The sequence below is a fragment of the Streptomyces sp. NPDC005566 genome, assembly GCF_040605575.1.
In the GTDB taxonomy this organism is placed as follows: Bacteria; Actinomycetota; Actinomycetes; order Streptomycetales; family Streptomycetaceae; genus Streptomyces.
This window is the reverse complement of sequence record NZ_JBEXDB010000008.1, coordinates 87913-108538: the sequence shown is the minus strand read 5'-3', so window position 1 is coordinate 108538 and position 20626 is coordinate 87913. Positions and strand designations below refer to the sequence as shown.

At 71.8% G+C, this 20626-nt stretch carries 23 protein-coding genes; 9 read left to right on the top strand and 14 right to left on the bottom strand.

Annotated features, from left to right (window positions below; all coding sequences use genetic code 11):
* Window positions 1-81: 81 nt before the first annotated feature.
* The 3 genes from ABZS61_RS14865 to ABZS61_RS14855 all read left to right on the top strand — a co-directional run bounded on the left by ABZS61_RS14865 (window position 82) and on the right by ABZS61_RS14855 (window position 3497).
* A complete protein-coding gene (locus ABZS61_RS14865) occupies window positions 82-903 on the top strand; it encodes a rhamnogalacturonan acetylesterase (protein ID WP_356419725.1) in 822 nt (273 codons plus the stop codon).
* 50 nt (window positions 904-953) lie between these two features.
* Window positions 954-2285, top strand: coding sequence for a pectate lyase (locus tag ABZS61_RS14860; protein WP_356419722.1), 1332 nt, complete (start codon window positions 954-956; stop codon window positions 2283-2285).
* A gap of 108 nt (window positions 2286-2393) precedes the next feature.
* On the top strand, window positions 2394-3497 hold the full coding sequence (locus tag ABZS61_RS14855) for a pectinesterase family protein (RefSeq protein WP_356419719.1): 1104 nt from the start codon (window positions 2394-2396) through the stop codon (window positions 3495-3497).
* A gap of 86 nt (window positions 3498-3583) precedes the next feature.
* On the opposite strand, the gene ABZS61_RS14850 is transcribed toward ABZS61_RS14855, so the two are convergent.
* The 9 genes from ABZS61_RS14850 to ABZS61_RS14810 form a co-directional block, all read right to left on the bottom strand.
* Window positions 3584-4426 carry a pectate lyase gene (locus tag ABZS61_RS14850; RefSeq protein WP_356419716.1) on the bottom strand — a complete coding sequence of 281 codons (843 nt, stop codon included), beginning with the start codon at window positions 4424-4426 and terminating at the stop codon, window positions 3584-3586.
* Window positions 4427-4563: 137 nt separating this feature from the next.
* A complete protein-coding gene (locus ABZS61_RS14845; protein WP_356419714.1) occupies window positions 4564-5277 on the bottom strand; it encodes a hypothetical protein in 714 nt (237 codons plus the stop codon).
* A complete protein-coding gene (locus ABZS61_RS14840; protein ID WP_356419711.1) occupies window positions 5277-5852 on the bottom strand; it encodes a SigE family RNA polymerase sigma factor in 576 nt (191 codons plus the stop codon). The genes ABZS61_RS14845 and ABZS61_RS14840 overlap by 1 nt, the downstream gene beginning before the upstream one ends.
* A 359-nt stretch (window positions 5853-6211) precedes the next feature.
* On the bottom strand, window positions 6212-7663 hold the full coding sequence (locus ABZS61_RS14835; protein ID WP_356419707.1) for a penicillin-binding protein 2: 1452 nt from the start codon (window positions 7661-7663) through the stop codon (window positions 6212-6214).
* Window positions 7664-7744: 81 nt separating this feature from the next.
* On the bottom strand, window positions 7745-8407 hold the full coding sequence (locus ABZS61_RS14830) for a response regulator transcription factor (RefSeq protein WP_356419704.1): 663 nt from the start codon (window positions 8405-8407) through the stop codon (window positions 7745-7747).
* A complete protein-coding gene (locus tag ABZS61_RS14825) occupies window positions 8404-9645 on the bottom strand; it encodes a histidine kinase (protein WP_356419701.1) in 1242 nt (413 codons plus the stop codon). The genes ABZS61_RS14830 and ABZS61_RS14825 overlap by 4 nt, the downstream gene beginning before the upstream one ends.
* Window positions 9642-10664, bottom strand: coding sequence for a hypothetical protein (locus ABZS61_RS14820; RefSeq protein ID WP_356419698.1), 1023 nt, complete (start codon window positions 10662-10664; stop codon window positions 9642-9644). The genes ABZS61_RS14825 and ABZS61_RS14820 overlap by 4 nt, the downstream gene beginning before the upstream one ends.
* Window positions 10665-10835: 171 nt before the next feature.
* Complete coding sequence (locus tag ABZS61_RS14815) at window positions 10836-11309, bottom strand: GNAT family N-acetyltransferase (RefSeq protein ID WP_356419695.1); 474 nt, start codon at window positions 11307-11309, stop codon at window positions 10836-10838.
* Window positions 11310-11313: 4 nt separating this feature from the next.
* Window positions 11314-12084: an IclR family transcriptional regulator gene (locus ABZS61_RS14810; protein WP_329212353.1), complete on the bottom strand. Its 771-nt coding sequence runs from the start codon at window positions 12082-12084 to the stop codon at window positions 11314-11316.
* 165 nt (window positions 12085-12249) lie between these two features.
* Here ABZS61_RS14810 and ABZS61_RS14805 point away from each other — a divergent pair, with 165 nt between their 5' ends.
* Complete coding sequence (locus ABZS61_RS14805; RefSeq protein WP_356419692.1) at window positions 12250-13770, top strand: aldehyde dehydrogenase (NADP(+)); 1521 nt, start codon at window positions 12250-12252, stop codon at window positions 13768-13770.
* Complete coding sequence (locus tag ABZS61_RS14800; protein WP_356419690.1) at window positions 13767-14372, top strand: DUF1349 domain-containing protein; 606 nt, start codon at window positions 13767-13769, stop codon at window positions 14370-14372. Before ABZS61_RS14805 ends, ABZS61_RS14800 begins: the two co-directional genes overlap by 4 nt.
* A 135-nt stretch (window positions 14373-14507) precedes the next feature.
* Here the strand turns inward: ABZS61_RS14800 and ABZS61_RS14795 are convergent, their stop codons facing one another.
* The 3 genes from ABZS61_RS14795 to ABZS61_RS14785 all read right to left on the bottom strand — a co-directional run bounded on the left by ABZS61_RS14795 (window position 14508) and on the right by ABZS61_RS14785 (window position 16499).
* A complete protein-coding gene (locus ABZS61_RS14795; protein ID WP_356419687.1) occupies window positions 14508-15293 on the bottom strand; it encodes an MBL fold metallo-hydrolase in 786 nt (261 codons plus the stop codon).
* Between the two features lie 145 nt (window positions 15294-15438).
* The gene (locus ABZS61_RS14790) at window positions 15439-15621 is read right to left on the bottom strand and encodes a DUF397 domain-containing protein (RefSeq protein WP_356419684.1); all 183 of its coding nucleotides are present in this window, start codon (window positions 15619-15621) and stop codon (window positions 15439-15441) included.
* 20 nt (window positions 15622-15641) lie between these two features.
* Window positions 15642-16499 carry a helix-turn-helix transcriptional regulator gene (locus tag ABZS61_RS14785; RefSeq protein WP_356419681.1) on the bottom strand — a complete coding sequence of 286 codons (858 nt, stop codon included), beginning with the start codon at window positions 16497-16499 and terminating at the stop codon, window positions 15642-15644.
* A 158-nt stretch (window positions 16500-16657) separates the two neighbouring features.
* Between ABZS61_RS14785 and ABZS61_RS14780 the strand changes: the two genes are divergently transcribed.
* Window positions 16658-17059 carry an ATP-binding protein gene (locus tag ABZS61_RS14780; protein ID WP_356420271.1) on the top strand — a complete coding sequence of 134 codons (402 nt, stop codon included), beginning with the start codon at window positions 16658-16660 and terminating at the stop codon, window positions 17057-17059.
* On the opposite strand, the gene ABZS61_RS14775 is transcribed toward ABZS61_RS14780, so the two are convergent.
* On the bottom strand, window positions 17052-17453 hold the full coding sequence (locus tag ABZS61_RS14775; protein ID WP_356419678.1) for an SgcJ/EcaC family oxidoreductase: 402 nt from the start codon (window positions 17451-17453) through the stop codon (window positions 17052-17054). The genes ABZS61_RS14780 and ABZS61_RS14775 overlap by 8 nt on opposite strands.
* A gap of 86 nt (window positions 17454-17539) precedes the next feature.
* Between ABZS61_RS14775 and cpt the strand changes: the two genes are divergently transcribed.
* Window positions 17540-18073: a chloramphenicol phosphotransferase CPT gene (gene cpt, locus ABZS61_RS14770; RefSeq protein ID WP_356419676.1), complete on the top strand. Its 534-nt coding sequence runs from the start codon at window positions 17540-17542 to the stop codon at window positions 18071-18073.
* A 47-nt stretch (window positions 18074-18120) separates the two neighbouring features.
* Here cpt and ABZS61_RS14765 read toward each other — a convergent pair whose 3' ends face one another.
* Complete coding sequence (locus ABZS61_RS14765) at window positions 18121-18615, bottom strand: DinB family protein (protein WP_356419673.1); 495 nt, start codon at window positions 18613-18615, stop codon at window positions 18121-18123.
* 136 nt (window positions 18616-18751) lie between these two features.
* Here ABZS61_RS14765 and ABZS61_RS14760 point away from each other — a divergent pair, with 136 nt between their 5' ends.
* Window positions 18752-19486 (top strand): DsbA family oxidoreductase, encoded by a 735-nt coding sequence (locus tag ABZS61_RS14760; protein WP_356419670.1) that lies wholly within the window; start codon window positions 18752-18754, stop codon window positions 19484-19486.
* A gap of 69 nt (window positions 19487-19555) precedes the next feature.
* On the top strand, window positions 19556-20617 hold the full coding sequence (locus ABZS61_RS14755; protein WP_356419667.1) for an aminotransferase class V-fold PLP-dependent enzyme: 1062 nt from the start codon (window positions 19556-19558) through the stop codon (window positions 20615-20617).
* Window positions 20618-20626: the final 9 nt, after the last annotated feature.

Sequence of the window (20626 nt, the reverse complement as noted above, 5' to 3'; positions counted from 1 at the left end):
CTTGTACGTCGAGTACGTCAGGTACGTCGAGCACGTCCGGTACGTCGTACGAGCCGGTCGTACGAGAGAGGCAGTCCCGCTGTGTCACTCACCCGCAGGCAGACGGCAGCCGCGCTCCTCGCGCTGCCGCTCGCACTGACCGCCACCCCCGCACTCGCCCACGGCGGGGGCGGGCCACGGTCCCGGACGCTCCACATCGCGGGCGACTCCACGGCCGCCCAGAAGTACGCCGACGCCGCGCCCGAGACCGGGTGGGGCATGGCCCTCCCCTTCTTCCTCGGCCGTGGACTCACCGTCGCCAACCATGCGATGAACGGGCGGAGTTCCAAGAGCTTCATCGACGAGGGCCGCCTGACCGCCCTCCTCGAAGGCGTCCGCCCCGGCGATCTCGTCCTCATCCAGTTCGGGCACAACGACGAGAAGACGGAGGACCCTGCCCGCGGCACCGATCCGTACACCACGTACCAGGCGTACCTGCGCCAGTACGTGAAGGGCGCGCGGGCCCGCCGGGCGGAGCCCGTGCTGCTGACCCCGGTGGAGCGTCGCCGTTTCGCCGTCGACGGCACCGCCCGGCCCACCCACGGCGAGTACCCCGCCGCCATGCGCGCGCTGGCGGCCGAGGAGCGCGTGCCGCTGCTCGACCTCCAGGCACTCTCCCTCGCCCGCTGGCAGGAACTCGGCCCGGACGGGACCGAGCCCTACTTCAACCGGCTGGAGCCGGGGGAGTCCCCGAACTACCCGGACGGCAAGCAGGACAACACCCACTTCCGGCCTGCGGGGGCGATCGACGTGGCCCGGGCGACCGCCCGTGCCCTCGGCGCGGAACGCGTGCTCGCCGCACGGGACCTGCGCCGCCTCGACGGCCCGGTCCCCGTCGAGTGGATCACCTGGCCGCAGGCCTGAACCGCTTCACCATCTTCTTCCTCCGCCCGTACGACAGTTAAGGATTCGTCATGCCCGCACGCATGTCCCACGCCCGTGCCACCGCCGTGGTGCTGGGCTGCGCCTCACTGGCCCTCGCCGTGAGCGTCCCCGCCCAGGCGGCCCCGCACCACCACGGCAAGGGGATCGAGCGCGCCGTACTTCCCGCAGGCGACGGCTGGGCCGCCGCCGACGGCTCCACCACCGGCGGCTCGCAGGCCACTCCCGACCACATCTACACCGTCACGAACCGCGCCGAGCTCATCGCGGCCTTCCAGGACGCGGGCGACGCACCCAAGATCATCAGAATCGCCGGCACCGTCCACGGCAACTCCGATGTCAACGGCACCCCGATCGGATGCGAGGACTACGAGCAGGACGGCTACACCCTGGAGAAGTACCTCGCGGCCTACGACCCCGCGGTCTGGGGCACGGCCGAGGTCCCGGCGGGTCCGCTGGAGGACGCCCGTGTGGCCTCCGCGAAGCTGCAGGCGGCCGCGGTCAACGTGAACGTCCCCTCCAACACCACCCTCATCGGCGTCGGCGACGACGCGACGATCATCGGGGCCAGCCTGCAGGTGAAGGGCGTCTCCAACGTCATCATCCGCAACATCGCCTTCGAGGACACCTACGACTGCTTCCCCCAGTGGGACCCCACCGACGGGGACCAGGGCGCCTGGAACTCCGAGTACGACAACCTCGTCGTCTACGGGTCCACCCACGTCTGGGTCGACCACAACACCTTCAGCGACGGCGACCGGCCCGACGCCGACCAGCCCCACTACTTCGGCCAGGTGTTCCAGCAGCACGACGGGCTCTTCGACATCGTCCGCGGCGCCGACCTCGTCACGGTGTCGTGGAACGTCCTCAAGGACCACGACAAGACCATGCTCATCGGCAACAGCGACGGCGCCGGGGCGAGCGACCGCGGCAAGCTCCGCGTCACGCTGCACCACAACCTCTTCAAGGACGTGAAGGAGCGCGCGCCCCGCGTCCGCTTCGGCCAGGTCGACTCGTACAACAACCACTTCGTCGCCACCACGGGCAGCGCCTACGGCTACTCGTACGGCATCGGAGCCGAATCCAAGCTCGTCGCCGAGCACAACGCGTTCAGCCTCGGCCGCGGCTTCGACAAGGCCACCATCCTCAAGAAGTGGTCCGAGTCCTCGCTCACCGCGGACGACAACTACGTCAACGGGCGCAAGACCGACCTGATCGCCGTGCACAACGCGGGCGTGCCCGCCGAGCAGCTCACCGTGGGCGCCGGCTGGACGCCCGAGCTGCGCACGAAGGTCGACCACCCGCTCGTCGTCCCCGTGCTCGTCGCACTCAAGGCCGGAGCGGGCAGGATATCGGGCCGCTGACGACGCACATCCCGAACCGGCCGGAGCGGCACCGCACTCTCCCCACCACCCCGGAGAGAGCCGCTCCGGCCACTCACTTTTCCCGCATCCCACGTCAGGAGTACCGCCATGACCAGCAGACGCGGCGCGCTGTCACTGCTCGCCGGCGCGGGTGCCGCCCTCGCCGTCGGCGCCCCCACCGCACACGCCCGGCCCGCGCACGTCCGCCCGTTCGGCCGCTACGGCTCACCGGCCCGCCGCCGGGACCCCCGCACGCTCTACGTCGACCCGCAGGGCGGGGGCGACCACGCCGACGTCCCCTCCGCCGTGGCCGCGGCCACCGGCACCGGGCACACCCTGGTGCTCGCCCCCGGCGTCTACCGCGGAACGGTCACCGTCCCGGCGGACCGGGCCGGCCTCACCCTCATCGGGGCGAGCGGCGACCCGCGCGACACCGTCATCGTCCACAACAACGCGGCCGGCACCCCGAAACCCGACGGCTCGGGCACCTACGGCACCAGCGGGTCGGCCACCGTCACGGTCCAGGCCGCCGACTTCACCGCCCGCGACCTGACCTTCGCCAACGACTGGCTGCGCTCCGACAACCCCGAGTACACCGGAACCCAGGCCGTCGCCATCAAGGTCCAGGGCGACCGTTCGGCGTTCTACGGCTGCCGCTTCCTCGGCCATCAGGACACCCTGTACGCCGACTCGCTCTCCCTGACCGCCTTCGCCCGCCAGTACTACCGCGACTGCTACGTGGAGGGCGACGTCGACTTCGTGTTCGGCCGCGCCACCGCCGTGTTCGACCGCTGCCACTTCCGCACCCTGACCCGTACCGACCTCGCGTCCGCCCCGTACGGCTTCGTCTTCGCGCCCAGCACCGCCGGTGCCAACCCGCACGGCTATCTGGTCCTGCGCTCCCGGGTCACCAGCACCGCCCCCGACGCGTACTACAAGCTGGCCCGCCCCTGGGTGCCCTCGTCCGATCTCACCGCACGGCCGATGCTGACCGTCCGCGACAGTCACCTCGGCGCGGGCGTCGACGCCGTCACGCCGTACGCCACCATGTCCGCCGGCTTCCCCTGGCAGGACCAGCGCTTCGCCGAGTACCGCAACACCGGCCCCGGCGCCCGTATCACCGTCCCGGGCAACCGCCCCCAGCTCTCGGCGTCCCAGGCCCGCTCGCACACCCCCGCCGGCCACCTCGGCGACTGGCGGCCCCGCGTCTGACCGCGGGGCCGGACAGCGCTCGGCGCCCCCGCCGGGCCGGGCTCGGGGCCCGGCCCGGCGGAGGCACCTCGACTGCCGCTCAGCTCCTAGTCGTAACTGATGTCCGACGAGGAGTAGCGGCAGTACGTGCCGTCCGGACCGCTACCGGTCTCCTTCGGCTCGGCACCCGTGCTGTTGCCCGTGTAGCGGACGCACGGCTTGATCTTCTTGCTGCTGTCGCCGTGGATCCGCACCGAGCGCAGCGTCGCGGTGTCGCCGTAGTTGGTGTTGATGCCGACCAGGGACTTGCCCGGCACGGTCACGTCCACGTCGTTGACGGTGATGCTGCGCTTGTACTGCTTGGAGCAGTTGCCGCAGGACCGGACCAGTTTGCCGAAGTCGGAGACCTGGAACTTCGTGATGGTCAGACTGCCCGCGCCGTTGAACTGGAAGACCTTGTCCGAGGCCTTCCTGGCACCGCCGCCGCTCACCGTGTACACGGCCCCCGACGACGTGCCCTTGAAGGACGCGGCGTCCTCGCCGACGTCCTCCCACCAGACGTTCTGGAGCGTGCAACTGCCGGAGCAGTGAATGCCGTCGGCGGCGGGCGAGCCCAGGATGACGTTCTTCAGCGTCGCCCCGTCCTTCAGCTTGAAGATCGGGTCCTGGCCCTCGTCCTGGCCCCCGTCGCCGAGGTCGCCGCTCCCGTAGAAGCGCTTCAGGCCGCCGTCGTACGTCCCCGAGACCTCGATGGTCGACGAGACGGCCTGGCTGCCCTTGGCCGTGGGCCAGGCGGGCACCGCGGCGGCGGCCGCGCCGGCCGGCTGGAGCATCACGTTGGTGGCCAGGGCGGCGCCGGTGAGACCCAGGGCCGCGGTGAGCGCGGCGGCCATGCGGCGGCGGCCGGGACGGCGCCGGTGGGTGTGCCGGAGTGCGGCTCGTTCCCTCATGTTCGGTGTTCCGTTCCTCGGTGGTGGGGGAGTGTTGCGCTCCTTTGTCGCCACCGCCGTACGGAAGGGTTGCCGTGTACGGATCATTTTCCCGGTGCTCGTTCTCCGCACCACCGGCCCCGTCGGGCCCTGATGCCTCAGCGGCCGTCGGTGAAGCCGCCGCCCACCGAGGCCTGCCCGCCGGCCGCACGGGCCCGCGCCGTGTAGTCGTCCCGCGCCGCGTTCCGGACGCCCTCCGCGTGGTTGTACTGCCCCGCGAAGGTGTACGTGCCCGCCCGCACGTTCCGTCCCGGCTTCAGCGTCCACCGGTAGACGAGGAAGCCGTCCTCCTCCTGCGCGGAGGCCACGAAGTCCTCCACCGGCAGGGACCGCCAGGATCCGGTGGTGTTCACCCCGCCGTTCAGCGCGACCCGGAGCTCGACGGCGAGCGCGGTCAGCGGCTGCGCGGTCCTGAGCGTCACGTTGCTCTGCGCCCAGTACCTGTTGCTGTGGGCGTCGACCGAACCGTCCGACCACAGCGGCCCGTTCTCGGCGGGCAGCGCGCCGCCCCGCTCGGTGGACCGCGCCTCGGGCGCGGGTGACACGGGTTCACCGGCCACCTGCTGCCCCGGCCGTCCCGCGCCCTGCTCACCCTGTCCCGCAGAGGTCACGGCGACAGCGCCGACCGCCAGGACCCCGCACACCGCCGCCGTCGCGCCCACGACCCGGAGCCACGGCTTCGGGGCGCGCAGGGGGAGGCGGACCGGCGGCTCCTCGGCCATGCTCCGCTCGATCCGGGCCAGCATCCGCTCCCGGTCGGGGAGGTGCGAGGCGGCGGCGTGGTGCAGCCGCTCACGCAGGTCGTCGTCCATCAGTGCCTTCCTCCGGTGCTGCGCTGCCCCGCGACGGCCACCTGCTGCTGCGCCGCCGGAGCCTCGGGGCCCAGCAGCTTCTGCAACTCCGCCACACCCCGCGAGGTCTGGCTCTTCACCGTACCGACCGATATTCCCAGCACCAGCGAGGTGTCCCGCTCGGACAGATCGAAAGCGTGCCGCAGCACCACGCACGCCCGCTTTCGGAACGGCAGCCTCCGCAGAGCCCCCTGTACGTCCACGACCGCCGACACATCGGGGTCGTCCACGGCGTATCCGTCCCCGGCCCCGCGCGGCGCCCAGAACAGTGCGATCCGGCGGCGCTCACGCACGGCGCTGCGGATGCGCGTGCGGGCCAGGTTGGCGACGACCCCGCGCGCGTACGCGACGGGGTGGTCGGCGCCCCTGACCCGGTCCCACCGGTGCCAGAGCGCCATCAGCGCATCGGCCGCCAGATCGTCCGCCGCGTCGGCCTCACCGGTCAGCAGATGGGCGAGCCGGGCGAGTTCGGCATAGTGCGCCTCGAAGAACGCATGGAACTCGGCGGCAGCAGCATCGTCGACGACTGTGCCCACGGGAACCTCTCTCTGCACTCGGCTCCTGGCGCGATCCAAGGAGCTGTGTACGTTCTCACTTCCGTCCGCGGGGACGAGAGCGTACCAACGTGCACCTCGGAAGCGCTTCGACGAGGGTGCGTAACCAGTAAGGCGCAACACGGCGAAAACCTGAACCCCCCGTGACGGGTGAACAATTCAGCTGCCCGTCGCGGGTCCCTCACGCACGGGGGAGCACCATGCCGGACGGGCCGGAATCCGCCGTGGACAAGAGCGGTGATGCACCGGCCGCAGCGGCGACCGCACCCCGGTGACCGGGCGGACCGCACGGGCTACGCCTCCCCGGCCACCGGCGGACTCCGCCGGAACCCACCGTCCCGTCAGCCCTTCAGTGCCGCCTTCATCATCTTCTGCGCGATCGGCGCCGCCAGGCCGTTGCCGCTGACCTCCGAGCGGGCCGCCCCCGAGTCCTCGACGACCACCGCGACCGCGACCTGCTTGCCGGTGGAGTCGTCCTTCGCGTACGAGGTGAACCAGGCGTACGGGGTGTTGCTGTTGTCCACGCCGTTCTGCGCCGTACCCGTCTTGCCGCCCACTTCCGCGCCGTCGATCCGGGCGTTGGTGCCCGTGCCCTGCTCCACGACGGTGACCATCGCACTGCGCAGCTGCTCGGCCGTGGACTCCGACACGACCCGCTCGGTGTCGCCGTCCTCGAACTTCTGCAGCGTGGAGCCGCCGGCGTCCGTCACCTCGGAGACCATGTGCGGCGAGGCCAGCTCACCACCGTTCGAGAGGGCCGCCGAGACCATGGCCATCTGCATCGGGGTCGCCGTCACCTCGAACTGGCCGATACCGGTCAGCGCGGTCTGCGCCTCGTCCATACCCGTCGGGTACACGCTCTCGGCGGCCCGCACCGGCACGTCCAGCTTCTCGGTGTCGAAGCCGAACGCGTCCGCCATCGCCTTCAGCTCGTCCTGACCGAGGTCGGCGGCCACCTTCGCGAAGACGTTGTTGCAGGAGTACTGGAGCGCGGTGCGCAGCGTGGCGTTCTCGCAGGGGGCGGAGGGGTTCTCGTTCGACAGGACCGTCGTCGTGCCCGGCAGGGTGTACGGGTCGGGGCTGTCCGTGGGCTCGTCGACCGAGTCGTACAGGCCGTTCTCCAGAGCTGCCGACGCCACCACCAGCTTGAAGGTCGAGCCCGGCGGGAGCGGCTGCCTCAGTGCCCGGTTGACCAGGGGCTTGCTCGTGTCGTCGAGCAGCTTCTGCCAGGCGTCCCCGTCGGTCGTCCCGCTGATCCCGGACGGGTCGTACGACGGCGAGGAGACCATGCCGAGGATCCGGCCGGTCTCCGGATCCATCGCGACGGCTGCGCCCCGGTCGTCCCCGAGTGCCTCGAAGGCCGCCTTCTGGACGTCCGGGTCGATGGTCGTCAGCACCTGGCCCGGGGCGGTCTGCTCGCCCGTGAGCACCGCGGCGGGATCCTTCAGCCGGTTGTCGGTGCCGTCGAGCACATCGCTGTAGATGCCTTCGAGCTGTGTGGCGCCGTAAGCCTGTGAGCTGTAGCCCGTGACCGACGCGTACAGCTCGCCCTGGGTGTAGATCCGCTTGTAACGGAGATCGCCGCCCGTGGTCTCCTTCGAACCGGTGACCGGGGAACCGGCCACGATGATGTCGCCGAGCGGCTGCGCGTACTGCGCGATCGTGTTCCGCCGGTTGTGTTCGTCGTCTGCGAGCGCCCGGGCCTCGTACGCCTGCACCCAGGTCGCCCGCACCAACAGGGCGAGGACCATGAGCAGACAGAAGACCGAAGCGCGCCTGATTGTCTTGTTCATCCCGCTGGAGGGACGAGCGGGAGAGCCCGGGACGTTCCCGTTCGTGTCCCTTCTCACCGTTTTCTCAGCCGCCCGGGCGGGTCAGCCGGGCGTGATGAACCCCGACTCGTATGCCGCGATGACCGCCTGCGTACGGTCCCGGGCCCCGGTCTTCGCGAGCACCGCGGCCACGTGCGTCTTCGCCGTCGCCACGCCGACCGTCAGCCGCCCGGCGATCTCGGTGTTGGTCAGGCCCACCGCCAGCAGCCGCAGCACCTCCGCCTCCCGCTCGGTCAGCCGCGCCACCCAGGGCGGCGCCGTGACCGCCTGCCGCCTCCCGTGCTCGGCGGCCAGCGTGCGCACCGCGGCCGGGAACAGCAGCGAGTCGCTGCGGGCCACCAGCCGTACCGCCTGCACCAGGTCCTCGGCCGCCGCCCGCTTCAGGAGGAAGCCCGCGGCTCCGGCGCGCAGGGCGTCGTACACATAGGAGTCGTTCTCGAAGGTCGTGACGACGACGATCCGCGGCGGGTCCTTCATCGTCCCGAGGATCTGCTCGGTCGCGCGGATCCCGTCGATCTCCGGCATCCGCACGTCCATGAGCACCACATCGGGCCGCAGCTCACGCACCACGGACACCGCCTCCGCCCCCGTGGCCGCCTCACCGACGACCTCCAGGCCGGTTTCCGCGTCGAGGATCACGCGCAGTGCCGTACGGACCATGCGCTCGTCGTCGGCGAGGACGATGCGGACCGTGCCGCTGCTCATCGGTTCTCCTGTCGGGGGCTGTGCAGGGGGAGGCGGGCGGTGAGCCTCCATACGCCGGCGGCGTCCGGCCCCGAGCGTGTGGTGCCGCCCAGCAGCACGGTCCGTTCGGCGATGCCACGCAGCCCGCGCCCGCCGCCGGGGCGCACCACCGCCGCCCGGCCGGGCAGTGGATTGTCCATCGTGATCTCCAGTTCGCGCTCGTCCACCGCGATCCGGAGCTCCACGCGCGCACCGCTGCCGCCGTGCCGCAGCGCGTTGCTCAGGCCCTCCTGCACGATCCGGTACGCCTCCCTGGACACGGCCCGCGGAACCAGCTCGGGGCTGCCCTTCGCCGTGTACGCCACGGGGACCCCGCAGTGGTCGAGCAGCCCGTCCAGGGCGTCGAGCGCGGGGCCCTGCGCCTCGTCCTCCCCGCGCCGCAACAGGCCCAGCACGGCGTCGAGTTCACCGACCGTGCGGCGGGTCGTCTCCTCGATCGCCGTCAGCGCCTCCCGTACGAAATCGGGGTCGCTGTCCAGCACCCTGCGGGCCGCACCGGCCTGGAGCGTGACCGCGCTCAGCGCATGGCCGACCGAGTCGTGCAGCTCCCGGGCGAGCCGGTTGCGTACCGCCAGATCCGCCGCCCTGCGCTCCGCGGCTGCCAGCCGGTCGTCGGGCGTCGGGCCCAGCAGCACGATCGCCCGGCCGGCCAGTACCGCCGCGGCCGCGGCCGCGCAGCCGGCCATCGCCACGAGCATCGCGAGGCCGGCGAACGGCGCCAGGGCCAGGAGCCAGGGCCGGTCCATGGCCGAGGGCAGTCCCAGCGCCGGCGAGTCCCGGACACCCGCGACGAACGGCAGCATCATCACGGCCACCGCGAACGGGGTCAGCGCGAGCGTCAGCCCGCTGATGACGCCCCCGAGCGCCACATGCAGGGTGAACCAGCCCGCGGTCCTGATCCGCGCCTGCCGGCTCCTGGCGAGTCCTTCCGCCAGCACCTGCGCCGGGATGCCGCACAGGGTGCGGGCCGCCGCCACCGACAGTGGGCGGGCGAGCGGGAAGAGTCCGGTGACCGCGGCCATCGGCAGCGCGAACGCGAACGCGGTGAACTGGTTGGCGGGCGAGGAGAAGACGTTGGCGTCGGAGCTGTACGAGCCGACGATGACCGTGCCGACGAGGAAGTACGGCATCAACAGCGCGCCACCGACGATGAGATGAAGCCAGCGCAGCCGGGCCCGCCGCCCGAGGAGGAGTCTCACGCCCGGGTGCCGGCCGGCTTCGCCGCAGCCGAGCGCTCGGCGAGGAAGTACGCGCCCAAGGTGACGATCAGCATCCCGACCAGCATCTGTACAGCGTAGATCAGGCCCATCGCGGCCGTGGGCCGGTCGGCGATCTCCTCGACGTTGCCCAGCGAGGCGATGCTCAGCCAGCCTCCCCAGCAGGCCGCGGCCCCGGAGCCGGCCCAGGCCAGGGCGAGCGGCACCTTGAGCGCGAGCCCGCCGGTGCGGCGGAAGGCGAGCAGCAGCACCCCGGCGACGGCGGCGGCGAGGAAGAGGGCGTCGAGCGCCTGGAGCGCGTAGAAGTCGGGGGTACGTTCCGCGATCCGCGTCCCGTTGAGGCCCGCGGTCGAACCCGCGGCCCAGACCAGGTGCATGGTGGCGGGTACGACGGCGAGCACCGAGGCGGCGACAGCGGCGGCGCGGAGGGCGGGACCCGTGGGGCTCGGGGGCAGATCACGCAGGGCGCCCTGCCAGAGGTGGCCCCAACGGTCCCTCGCGTACAGGGCGAACAGGGTACCGAGCGCCAGGCCCTGGATGATGAATCCGGAGTAGACGACGCCGAACACCCAGCCGTCCAGGAAGGCACGCGAGTCGGCGGAGCCCGGACTCCGGCCGCTGATCACGCCGACCAGCAGCTGCAACGGGAAGCCGGTCATGATCGGCAGGAGCAGCCCGGTCGCGACCCACATCGGCAGGGCGAGCAGCCAGGCCCGGACGCGCCGGCCCCAGGCCTGGGTGAGCAGCAGGGCGAGGACGATCACGGTGCCGTCCATCAGCACCGTCGCGCTGTTGGCCACGGCCATCGAGGTGGGGTGGTCGAGCAGGGTGCTGTCGTCCGGGATGCCGACGTGACTGCCCGCGATCCAGGCGATCTTGAGCGACAGGTAGGGCAGGCAGGAGACGATCGTCAGGATGCGGAGCAGGACGCGGGCCCGGCCCGCGTGGAGGGGCGGTGGCGGTGTTTCCCGGGTGCGGGGTGCGAGCGGTCTCTGTGTCATGGCACCCACGCTTCCGTGCGGTGCCCGCCCGCACGTCCTGCGCTGCGACGATCCGCCTCCGCCGCGCGGGGGAGAGGCCTCTCGCCCCTTCGGGCCCGGCGCCCCTCCGCCGCGCCGGGGATCCCGGCCGCCCGGCGCAGCGGGTACCCGGCGTACCGGGTACCCGCCCTGTCAGGCGTCCAGCCGCAGGAGCACCTCGTCGGTCTCCTCGCCCCGGGCCTGCGCGAAGCCCCGGTCCGCGCCGGTCACGGTGAACCCGCACTTCTGCAGCACCCGCACCGAACCGGTGTTGTCGGCCGCGGCCCGCGCGTGCAGCGGACGGTCCGGTACGACATCGAGCAGGGCCCGCAGCGCGGCGGTCGCCACCCCCCGGCCCCACTGCGCCCTGTCCAGCCAGTAGGTCACCTCACGCTCGGCCGGCGGCCCGTACACCCCCACGCTGCCGACCACCACGTCGTCGGCGAGCACCGTGCGCATGATCACCGTGTCCGAGGCGCGGATGCGCTGCCAGTGGGCGTCGAACATGGCACGGTCGGAGGGGTCGGCGCTGGTGAAGGCCGCCATGCGGGTCGCTTCCGGGTCGCTCATGAACGCGAAGAACAGGGGCAGGTCGCCGTCCCGCACCTCGCGCAGTTCGGTTCGCACGGTGTCAGAGCCTCCGGGTCGCCAGGGTCAGCCGGTCGCGGGCGTCGAACAGGGCGTCCTTGACCATCTGTTCGTGCGCGGGCGTGAGCCGGGCGACCGGCACGGAGCAGCTGATCGCGTCGCGCGCCGGGGTGCGGTACGGGATCGCGACCCCGAAGCAGCGCAGGCCCAGTGTGTTCTCCTCACGGTCCACCGCGTACCCCTGCTCGCGGATGAGGCGCAGTTCCTCGATCAGCTTCTCGCGGTCGGTGAGGGTGTGCTCCGTCAGCGCGGGCAGCGTCTCGGGCAGCATCTTGCGGACCTGCTCGTCGCTGTGGGTGGCCAGCAGCGCCTTGCCGAGCGAGGTGGAGTGGGCGGGCAGCCGGCGGCCGACGCGGGTGAACGGGCGCAGATAGTGCTGGGACTGCCGGGTGGCGAGGTACACCACGTTCGTCCCGTCCAGACGGGCCAGGTGGATGGTCTCCGTGGTGTCGTCGGAGAGCCGGTCCAGGGTGGGACGGGCGGCGGCGACCACCTCGTCCCCGTCGATGTACGAGGTGCCGACGAGCAGGGCACGCACCCCGATCCCGTACCGCGTGCCCGTCGCGTCCGTCTCGACCCAGCCCAGCTCCACCAGCGTGCGCAGCAGCATGTAGAGGCTCGACTTGGGGTATCCGACGGCCTCCTGCACGGCTGCCAGTGAGTGCATACCGGGGCGCCCCGCGAAGTATTCGAGGAGCTCCACCGTCCGTACCGCGGACTTGACCTGTGTCCCACCGGACTCGGCAACCGACATCGCCCTGTGCCCCTTCCACCCTTTTTGTACAACCTGCGCAACGCTGCGACTTCTTGCCAACACGGAACGCCCGGAAATAGAGTCCCCTGCATATTCACGATCAGGAACTCTGTTCAGAATACCGAACAACTCCTGATGTGTGGCAGTGGACCGGAAGGAAACACGGTGGCAGCAGCACCAGTCTGGAGTGTCGACCCCCGAACCGGGAACCCGCGTGAGCAGGTTGCGGTGGAGGCTACAGCGGAGGAGGTCGACCGCGCGGTCCGGGCCGCGCATGCCGTGCGCGAGACGCTGGCCGACCGCACGGTGCGCGCCGCGTTCCTGCGTACCGCGGCCGATCTGCTCGCCGGAGCGGGAGAGCACGTCATCGAGGCCGCCGACGCGGAGACCGCACTCGGCCCGGCCCGGCTTGCCGGCGAACTCGCCCGCACGGCCGCCCAGTTGCGGGCCTTCGCGGAGGTCGTCGAGGAGGGGTCCTTCCTCGACATCCACATCGACCACGAGGACGGCAGCAGGACCCCGCCCTGGCCGGACCTGCGCCGCTACAAGATCCCGCTCGGCGTCGTCGCCGTCTACGCGGCCAGCAACTTCCCGCTCGCCTTCTCCGTCCCCGGCGGCGACACCGCGAGCGCACTCGCCGCGGGCTGCCCGGTCGTCGTCAAGGCGCACCCCGACCACCCCGCCACCTCCGAACTCTGCGCCTCGCTCCTGCGCAGGGCAGCCGTGCAGAACGGCCTGCCCGAGGACGTGGTGACCGTCGTGCACGGCTTCGACGCGGGCGTCGAGCTGGTCAAGCACCCCCTCGTCACCGCCGCCGGGTTCACCGGCTCGATCCGCGGCGGCCGGGCTCTCTACGACGCGGCTGCGGCCCGGCCCACCCCGATCCCCTTCCACGGCGAGCTCGGCTCCCTCAACCCCGTCGTCGTCACCGCGGCCGCCGCCGAGGAGCGCGGTGAGCAGATCGGTGCCGGGCTCGGCGGCTCCATGACCATGGGCGCGGGACAGTTCTGCACCAAGCCCGGCTTCGTCCTCGCCCCGTCCGGCGAGGCCGGTGACCGGCTGCTGAAGTCCCTCACCGAGACGGTCAGCGACACCGGTGCGGGCGTCATGCTCGACCACCGGATGCGGGACGCCTTCGTCGCGGGCGTGGCCGAGAGGGCAGCACTCGCGGACGTGGAGGCCCCCGTCACCCCGGGTGCGGGCAGCGAGCACACCGTCTCCGCGGGCTTCCTGACCGTCCCCGCCCAGCGGCTGGCCGCCGAAGGGCCGCACGACGCGCTGCTGGAGGAGTGCTTCGGGCCGGTCACCGTCGTCGCACGCTACGACTCCGAGGACGAGATCACCGCTGTCCTCTCCCGCCTCCCCGGCAACCTCACCGCCACCCTCCAGATCGCCACCGAGGAGGCCGACGGCAGCGCCGCGGGCCTGCTCGCGGCGCTCACCCCGCTGGCCGGACGCGTCCTGGTCAACGGCTGGCCGACCGGCGTGGCCGTCGCCCCGGCCCAGCACCACGGCGGCCCGTACCCGGCCACCACCTCCACCTCGACCTCGGTCGGCGCGACAGCGATCGAGCGCTGGCTGCGTCCGGTCAGCTACCAGTCGACACCCGAGGCGCTGCTCCCGCCGGAGCTGCGCGAGGACAACCCGCAGGGCCTGCCCCGCCGGGTCGACGGGCGCCGCGTATGACCGTGCACCTCCCCGAAGTGCCCTTTCCGCTGGAGCCGTTCGGCCCGCAGGGGTACTGGGGGTACGAGGACGGCGTGCTGACCGGCCGGGCGGGCGCCCGGCAGGACCGCTTCGTCCCGCCGGGCGGCGACGCCCTGGAACCCGCCTCCGACGCTCCGCGCCTGCTGGGTGCCGTGCCGGAGGGCGACTTCCAGCTGGCCGCCCGGGTGAAGGTCGGCTTCGCGGGGGCGTTCGACGCGGGCGTGCTCTATCTGCACGCCGGTGAACGGGAGTGGGCGAAACTCTGCTTCGAGCTCTCCCCGGACCGCCCCACCATCTGCACGGTCGTCACCCGCGGCCACTCCGACGACGCCAACTCCTTCGTCGTGGACGGTGACACCGTCTGGCTGCGGCTCAGCCGCACCGGCAACGCGTTCGCCTTCCACGCTTCCGAGGACGGGGACAAGTGGACCTTCGTCCGCGTCTTCGCCCTCGGGGCGGAGCATGCCCCGGTACTGGCCGGCTTCCTCGCCCAGGCGCCCACGGGCGCGGGCTGCCAGGTGGCCTTCGACCGGATCGCCTACCGGCCCGCCGGTCTCGGCGACCTGCGCGACGGCAGCTGACGCCCAGCGGCGCGCTCACCCCCGGCCACTGGCCGGGGGTGAGCCCGTGGCGTGTTCCCGCCCGCACGCCTGCCCGTCCGACTGCGTTGCGGAGGAACCGCACGCAGACGGCTCCGGGCCGGTGCGGTCGGGCCCCTACGGTGCGATGAACGCCGGAGTCAGGTGGGCGGGGGCCAGCAGGGCGCGGTGCGCCGCCGCTCGCTCCAGCAGCGCCTCGCGGGAGGCGCGGGCGGTGTCCGGGTCGAGCTCGTGGGAGTAGGCGACGGCCGGGTTGCCCAACTGGACGGCGTGCACCAGTGCGTCGCCGGTGACGATGACGTCCCGGCCGCCGGGCTGCTCGACCAGGACGGACTGGTGACCGGGAGTGTGTCCGGGTGTGGGGAACAGGGTCACCCCCCGCCCGAGCCGGTGCTCCCCGCGGACCTCGTCGAGCTGTCCCGCGGCGAGGAGCGGCTCGACGACCCACTGCCACACCGGGTCCGACCGGTCGAGGGCAGCCGTCTCCGCGTGCTGGACGATGTACCGGGCCCGGGGGAACAAGGGCTCCCCGTCCGCCGTCGCCGACCAGCCCACATGATCCTCGTGCAGATGGGTCAGCACGACGGACTCCACGTCCGCCGGTGCGATCCCGGCCTCGGCGAGTGCCTCCGGCAGCCGGCCGGGGACCGGGCACCACGGAGCGCCCGGCCCCTCGGCCGGTCCGACGCCCGCGTCGACGAGGACCCAACGCCCGCCCGGCCGCTCGATCGCGAAGCACCAGAAATTCAGCCGCCACATGCCGTCCGGCCCTCGTGCGCCCGGATCGAGGGACGTCGCGCGTTCCCAGTCATCCTCGCCCGCCCCGGGAAAAACGAGCCGTTCCGGCTTGTAGAACGTGCCTGAGGCGTCCAGTAACGCGAGAACATTTCCGTGCCGTGCCAATGTGCTCTCCTCCTACGGATGCTGGTGCGGACGACAGCCGGATCCGAGCGAGATCACATATGCAAGTCCGGCTCCAGGTAAGTGAATTGATTGTCCAGCCCCGGCAACCCGAGTGTCACCGGCGACCCGTCGGGCCGCACACCCCTCAGACGTCGGCCGCGTACCGCACGAAGTGCGCCCAGCGGGCGGGGGAGACGGTCAGGTGGGGGCGGGTGACGTCCTTCGAGTCGCGTACGAGGACGGCGGGGCCGGTGGTGGCGACCTCCACGCACGCTCCTCCTTCGTTGGAGCTGTAGGTGCTCCTGGCCCACGCAAGGGATGCAGTCATGTGCACAGCGCCGTTGTCACTCATGTCGCTCCCATCAACTCCTCGATGACAGCGAGGGATTCGGACGGGTTGAGAGCCTGTGCCCTGATGCTGCCGTAGCGTGCGGCCAGGATACGGACTTCGTCCTGATCAGTGACCAGACGGCTGATGTTCTGAACTTCCAGGTATGCCACCTGGGGTCGCCCCTGGGGCGTCAGAAGAATGAAGGGCCCGCCCATGCCGGCATGCTCTTCCCGGTCGGTCGGCATGACCTGGAGCTCCAGGCTCCTCAGCCGGCCCAGATCGAGTAGCTTCTCCAGCTGCGCCCTGTGCACAGCGGATCCGCCGATCGGCCGACGCAGTACGGCCTCTTCGACGATGCACGTCAGGATCGGCGCGGGCCATCGAGTCAGGAGCTCCTGACGAACCATGCGAGCGGCGACCCGTAGTTCGATGGTCGCGTCGTCCAGCAGAGGCTTGCGCATCGCGAACAGAGCCCGTGCGTGATTCTCGGTCTGTAAAAAACCTGGCACGACATGGCTGCCGTACTCGTGGACCTCCACGGCATCCGCCTCCAGCCGCGCGTAGTCCCGGAACCACGCCGGATGCTTCACCCGCGCCCGGGCCTTCGCCCGGCCGACGTCCTCCGTCGCGGCCCGCAGCAGCCCGCCCGCACCCAGTGCGTCGTCCGCCGCGGCCAGGAACTCCGGCTGTGGCGTCCTGCGTCCGCACTCCAGCGAGCGGACCAGGTCCTCGCTGTAGCCGAGCTGCTCACCGAGTTCCCGCTGGGTGAGCCCCGCCCGTTCGCGGAGCAGCCGGACCTGGCGGCCGATCACCCGGAACAGCTCCGGCGCGCCCTCCGAGTCGTCGCAATCCCCGATCGCGTCCGTCAGCCCCATCGCCGGCCCCGTTCGTCCTGCGTGCCGCACGGCGGACGACCGGTACCGATCACCACCCGCACCGGTACACGCACGCTGCGTACCGTAGTCACTCCTGGTCAGCGTACGGTCACGCGGCCACGCTGAGTGGCGTGAAGAGCGAATCCGTACACACAGGTATGCGCCGACCGGCAACACCCTCACCGCAGTTCACGCAGCTGTTGAGTGCCACCCGGCGGGGTGCGCGCCTCGCGCGGCTGCTCGCCGTGGAAGAGCTCGCCGCATGGGGGTGGCCGCGCAACGGTGAACCCATCGCCGCGGCCGCGCTCGTCGTCGCCGAACTGGCGGCCAACGCGGTGCGGCACGGGCGGCTGGACGGGCGGGGCTTCCGGCTCGGGCTCGTGCTCCTGCCGGGTGCGGGGCTGCGCATCGAGGTCACGGACCCGCGTGGTGAACGAGCCCCCGCCCGGTCCGGCCGGGGGCGCGGCCTGGTCATCGTCGACGCGCTCGCCACCGACTGGGGCGTGAGGCCGTTCCCGCCCTCCGGGAAGACGGTCTGGGCGGAGATCGGAATCAGGTGACGACGACGGTGTTCTGGCAGGCGGTCAGCAGCCAGCGGCCGTCGTCCTGCTTGGAGATCACGTAGAGCGGGGCGCCCTCGCTCTCCTCGCCCGGGGCCAGGTAGCGCTGACGGACCTTGACCGCCGCGACGTCGGGGCGGATGAAGAGTACGTGGGCGACCTCGTAGGTGACCTCGCCGTCCCGGTCCGAGGCGGGGAGTACCTTGCGGGTGAACTCCGCGATCGCGTCGAGGCCGATGAGGATCCTGCCGTGGCCGGTCGTCCAGATCGCGTCCGGGTGGAAGAGGCCGAGGAACTCCTCGGGGTCCTTGTTCTGCTGGGAGTGCTCGACGGTGGCGACCAGCCGGTTGATCGCCTCGAGGTCTGCCGCGTGTGACGTGGTTTCCGTGTCCATGGGGAACACCCTCGGACCTCACGTGCAACTGAGGTCAAGGGGGAAATCGAGTCGAGCGTCGTGGTGATTGCCTCTACCGTGCCCCGGTGGCTACTCAGGTGATTGTGTTGAACGGTGGGTCCAGCTCGGGCAAGTCCGGGATCGTCCGGTGCCTGCAGGCGGTACTGCCGGATCCGTGGCTCGCCGCCGCGGTCGACTCGCTGATCGAGGCGATGCCCGCATCCATGCAGACGTCGGATGCGGGAATCGGGTTCGCCGCGGACGGCGGGGTGAGTGTCGGCTCGCAGTTCCGGGAGCTGGAAGCGGCGTGGATGGAGGGGGTCGCCGCGATGGCCCGCGCGGGCGCCCGGGTCATCATCGATGACGTCTTCCTCGGCGGAGCGGCGTCCCAGGAGCGGTGGCGGAAGGCCCTCGGCGGACTGGACGTGCTGTGGGTCGGCGTCAGGTGTGCGAGTGAGGTCGCCGCAGGACGCGAGGTCGCCCGCGGGGACCGGGCCGGGGGGATGGCCGCCCTGCAGGCGGAGATGGTCCACCGGGGCGTTGTCTACGACCTGGAGGTGGACACCACTCACAGGGAGTCCCTGGACTGTGCGGGGGCCGTTGCCGCGCGGGTCACGTGATCACAGCGGGCCACCGCCTCCAGCCGGCCCGATCCGAACGGGAGACCCTAGCCCCGCCGCGCCGTGGTGCTCGCGCCGTCGAGCGACTCCCGGATGATGTCGGCGTGCCCGGCGTGCTGGGCGGTCTCCTGGAGAAGGTGCAGCAGGATCCGGCGCACCGGCCAGTGGTGCACGACGCCCGGTTCCCAGGGCGCCTCCGGCAGGGGTACCTCCGCGTCCGGGTCCGACTTCGCGACGGCCTCGTCGGTGGCGCGCGCGGCCTCCTCGTAGGCGGTACGCAGGCCGGCGGTCGTCGCACCCTCCGGTGCCTGGTACTGGGTCATGTCCCACATGCCGTCAGGGGTCCGGCCGGCGGTGTCGGTCATGATGTGCGTCCAGACCCGCTCGCCCTGGGTGAGGTGGTTCAGGATCCCGCCGAGCGTCAGCTCGCTGACCGTGGAACGTTCCGTGACCTGTGTGTCCGCGACGTCCAGCGTGGTGATGAGAAGGAGCCGCCGCGCCTCGCGCAGAGCGGTCAGGATGCCCTCGGCCTCCGGTGTCATGCGGACAGGGTAGGAAGGCATCAGGTCAGGTTGCGGCCTAGTGGATGAGCGGGAATCAGCCGCCGCCGTTGAACGTTGAACGGGCGGCGGAGGGTGGCTCCGCCCCCGTACGGCAGAGCTGGAGAGAAGAAGAGTCATGCGCGTCGAGATCTGGAGCGACATCGCCTGCCCCTGGTGCTACATCGGGAAGGCGCGCTTCGAGAAGGGCCTGGCCGAGTTCGCCCACCGCGACGAGGTCGAGGTGGTGCACCGTTCCTTCGAGCTGGACCCCGGGCGGGCAAAGGGCGACACCGAGAAGGTGATCGACATGCTGGCGCAGAAGTACGGGCGGACCCCCGAGGAGGCCCGCGGCATGGAGGCCAACGTCGCGGCGAACGCGCAGTCCGAAGGGCTCGGCTACCGGTCCGAGGGGCGCGACCACGGCAGCACCTTCGACATCCACCGGCTGCTGCACCTGGCCAAGGCGCGCGGTCGCCAGGACGAGCTGCTGAGCCTCGCCTACCGGGCGAACTTCGCCGAGGAGCGCTCGGTCTTCGACGACGCGGTGCTCGCCGACCTCGCCGAGGAGGCGGGGCTCGACCGGGAGGAGTCGCTGGCGGTGCTCGCCGACCCCGCGGCGTACGCCGACGAGGTGCGGGCCGATGAGCGCGAGGCGGCCGAGCTGGGCGCGAACGCGGTGCCGTTCTTCGTGTTCGACCGACGCTACGGAATCTCCGGCGGCCAGCCCTCCGAGGTCTTCGTCCAGGCGCTGGAGCGGGCGTGGAAGGACCGTCCGGTCAGCGCGCTCACCACCCTCGGCGGGGACGCCGACGCCTGCGACGCGGACGGGGCCTGCGAGGTCCCCCAGGGTGCCTCCGACCGGCACGCATAAGCACTTCTTGGGTGTGCCCCTCAACTCTTCGTGATTGACGAGGGATTGAGGGGCGGACAGGCTGGACGCATGGAGACGTCTACGATCCACCAGGTCACAGCCGCCGAGTTCGCACCGGAGACCACCTACCTCAACACGTCCAGCTGCGGTCTGCTGCCCCGCCGGACCGTCGAGGCGGTCAAGGAACTGGCCGACGACAACGCCACGGGCCGTCGGGCCGGTGCGGGCAGCTTCGAGTCGGTGGACGCCGCCCGGGCCGGTTTCGCCCGGCTCGCCGGTGTCGGTCCCGACCGGGTCGCCACCGGCGGCTCCGTCGCCGCCCATGTCGGGCTCGTCGCGGCCTCCCTGGCGCCGGGCTCCGAGGTCCTCGCCCCGGAGGGCGAGTTCAGCTCGGTCGTCAGCCCGTTCGCCGTCCGCGGTGATCTGAAGATGCGGTACGTCCCGCTGGACGATCTCGCCGAGTCCGTACGGCCGGAGACCGCGCTCGTCGCCTTCTCGGCCGTCCAGTCGGCCGACGGCAGGGTCGCCGACCTGGACGCGGTCCGGGCGGCGGCCGCGGCGCACGGCGCGCGGACCCTGCTCGACGCCAGTCAGTCCGCGGGCTGGCTGCCCCTGGACGCCGGGGCGTACGACTACACGGTCACCGGCGGCTTCAAGTTCCTGCTGTGCCCCCGGGGTGCGTCGTTCCTGACCGTGACCGAGGAGGCGCAGGAGACGGTGCCCGTGGTGTACGCGGGCTGGGTCTCGGCGGAGGACCGCTGGAACAGCACGTACGGGCCGGTCGAGCAGCTGGCCGTCACGGCGCGGCGCTTCGACGAACCGGCAGCCTTCCTCGCGTACCACGGGGCCGAGCGCTCCCTGGAGCTGCTGGCGGAGGTCGGAGTCGATGCGATGTACGCCCACGCCACAGGGCTCGCCGCCCGCTTCCGCAGTGGGCTGTCCGGGATCGGGCACGAGGCGGTGCCGGGGGAGTCGGCGATCGTGGCCGTGCCCGGACTCGGTGGCCGCCTTGCCGAGCTGACGCGGGCGGGGGTCATGGTCTCGGACCGGGCGGGGAACCTGCGGGCGGCGTTCCACCTGTACAACACCGAGGCCGACGTGGACCGTGCGCTGGATGTGCTCTCCGGCTGAACCGGCCGC

Coding starts and splice junctions, on each gene's coding strand:
- ABZS61_RS14860 (WP_356419722.1), top strand. CDS start 954: ATGCCCGCACGCATGTCCCACGCCCGTGCCACCGCCGTGGTGCTGGGC.
- ABZS61_RS14855 (WP_356419719.1), top strand. CDS start 2,394: ATGACCAGCAGACGCGGCGCGCTGTCACTGCTCGCCGGCGCGGGTGCC.
- ABZS61_RS14850 (WP_356419716.1), bottom strand. CDS start 4,426: ATGAGGGAACGAGCCGCACTCCGGCACACCCACCGGCGCCGTCCCGGC.
- ABZS61_RS14845 (WP_356419714.1), bottom strand. CDS start 5,277: ATGGACGACGACCTGCGTGAGCGGCTGCACCACGCCGCCGCCTCGCAC.
- ABZS61_RS14835 (WP_356419707.1), bottom strand. CDS start 7,663: ATGAACAAGACAATCAGGCGCGCTTCGGTCTTCTGTCTGCTCATGGTC.
- ABZS61_RS14830 (WP_356419704.1), bottom strand. CDS start 8,407: ATGAGCAGCGGCACGGTCCGCATCGTCCTCGCCGACGACGAGCGCATG.
- ABZS61_RS14820 (WP_356419698.1), bottom strand. CDS start 10,664: ATGACACAGAGACCGCTCGCACCCCGCACCCGGGAAACACCGCCACCG.
- ABZS61_RS14810 (WP_329212353.1), bottom strand. CDS start 12,084: ATGTCGGTTGCCGAGTCCGGTGGGACACAGGTCAAGTCCGCGGTACGG.
- ABZS61_RS14800 (WP_356419690.1), top strand. CDS start 13,767: ATGACCGTGCACCTCCCCGAAGTGCCCTTTCCGCTGGAGCCGTTCGGC.
- ABZS61_RS14790 (WP_356419684.1), bottom strand. CDS start 15,621: ATGACTGCATCCCTTGCGTGGGCCAGGAGCACCTACAGCTCCAACGAA.
- ABZS61_RS14785 (WP_356419681.1), bottom strand. CDS start 16,499: ATGGGGCTGACGGACGCGATCGGGGATTGCGACGACTCGGAGGGCGCG.
- ABZS61_RS14780 (WP_356420271.1), top strand. CDS start 16,658: ATGCGCCGACCGGCAACACCCTCACCGCAGTTCACGCAGCTGTTGAGT.
- ABZS61_RS14775 (WP_356419678.1), bottom strand. CDS start 17,453: ATGGACACGGAAACCACGTCACACGCGGCAGACCTCGAGGCGATCAAC.
- ABZS61_RS14765 (WP_356419673.1), bottom strand. CDS start 18,615: ATGACACCGGAGGCCGAGGGCATCCTGACCGCTCTGCGCGAGGCGCGG.
- ABZS61_RS14760 (WP_356419670.1), top strand. CDS start 18,752: ATGCGCGTCGAGATCTGGAGCGACATCGCCTGCCCCTGGTGCTACATC.
- ABZS61_RS14755 (WP_356419667.1), top strand. CDS start 19,556: ATGGAGACGTCTACGATCCACCAGGTCACAGCCGCCGAGTTCGCACCG.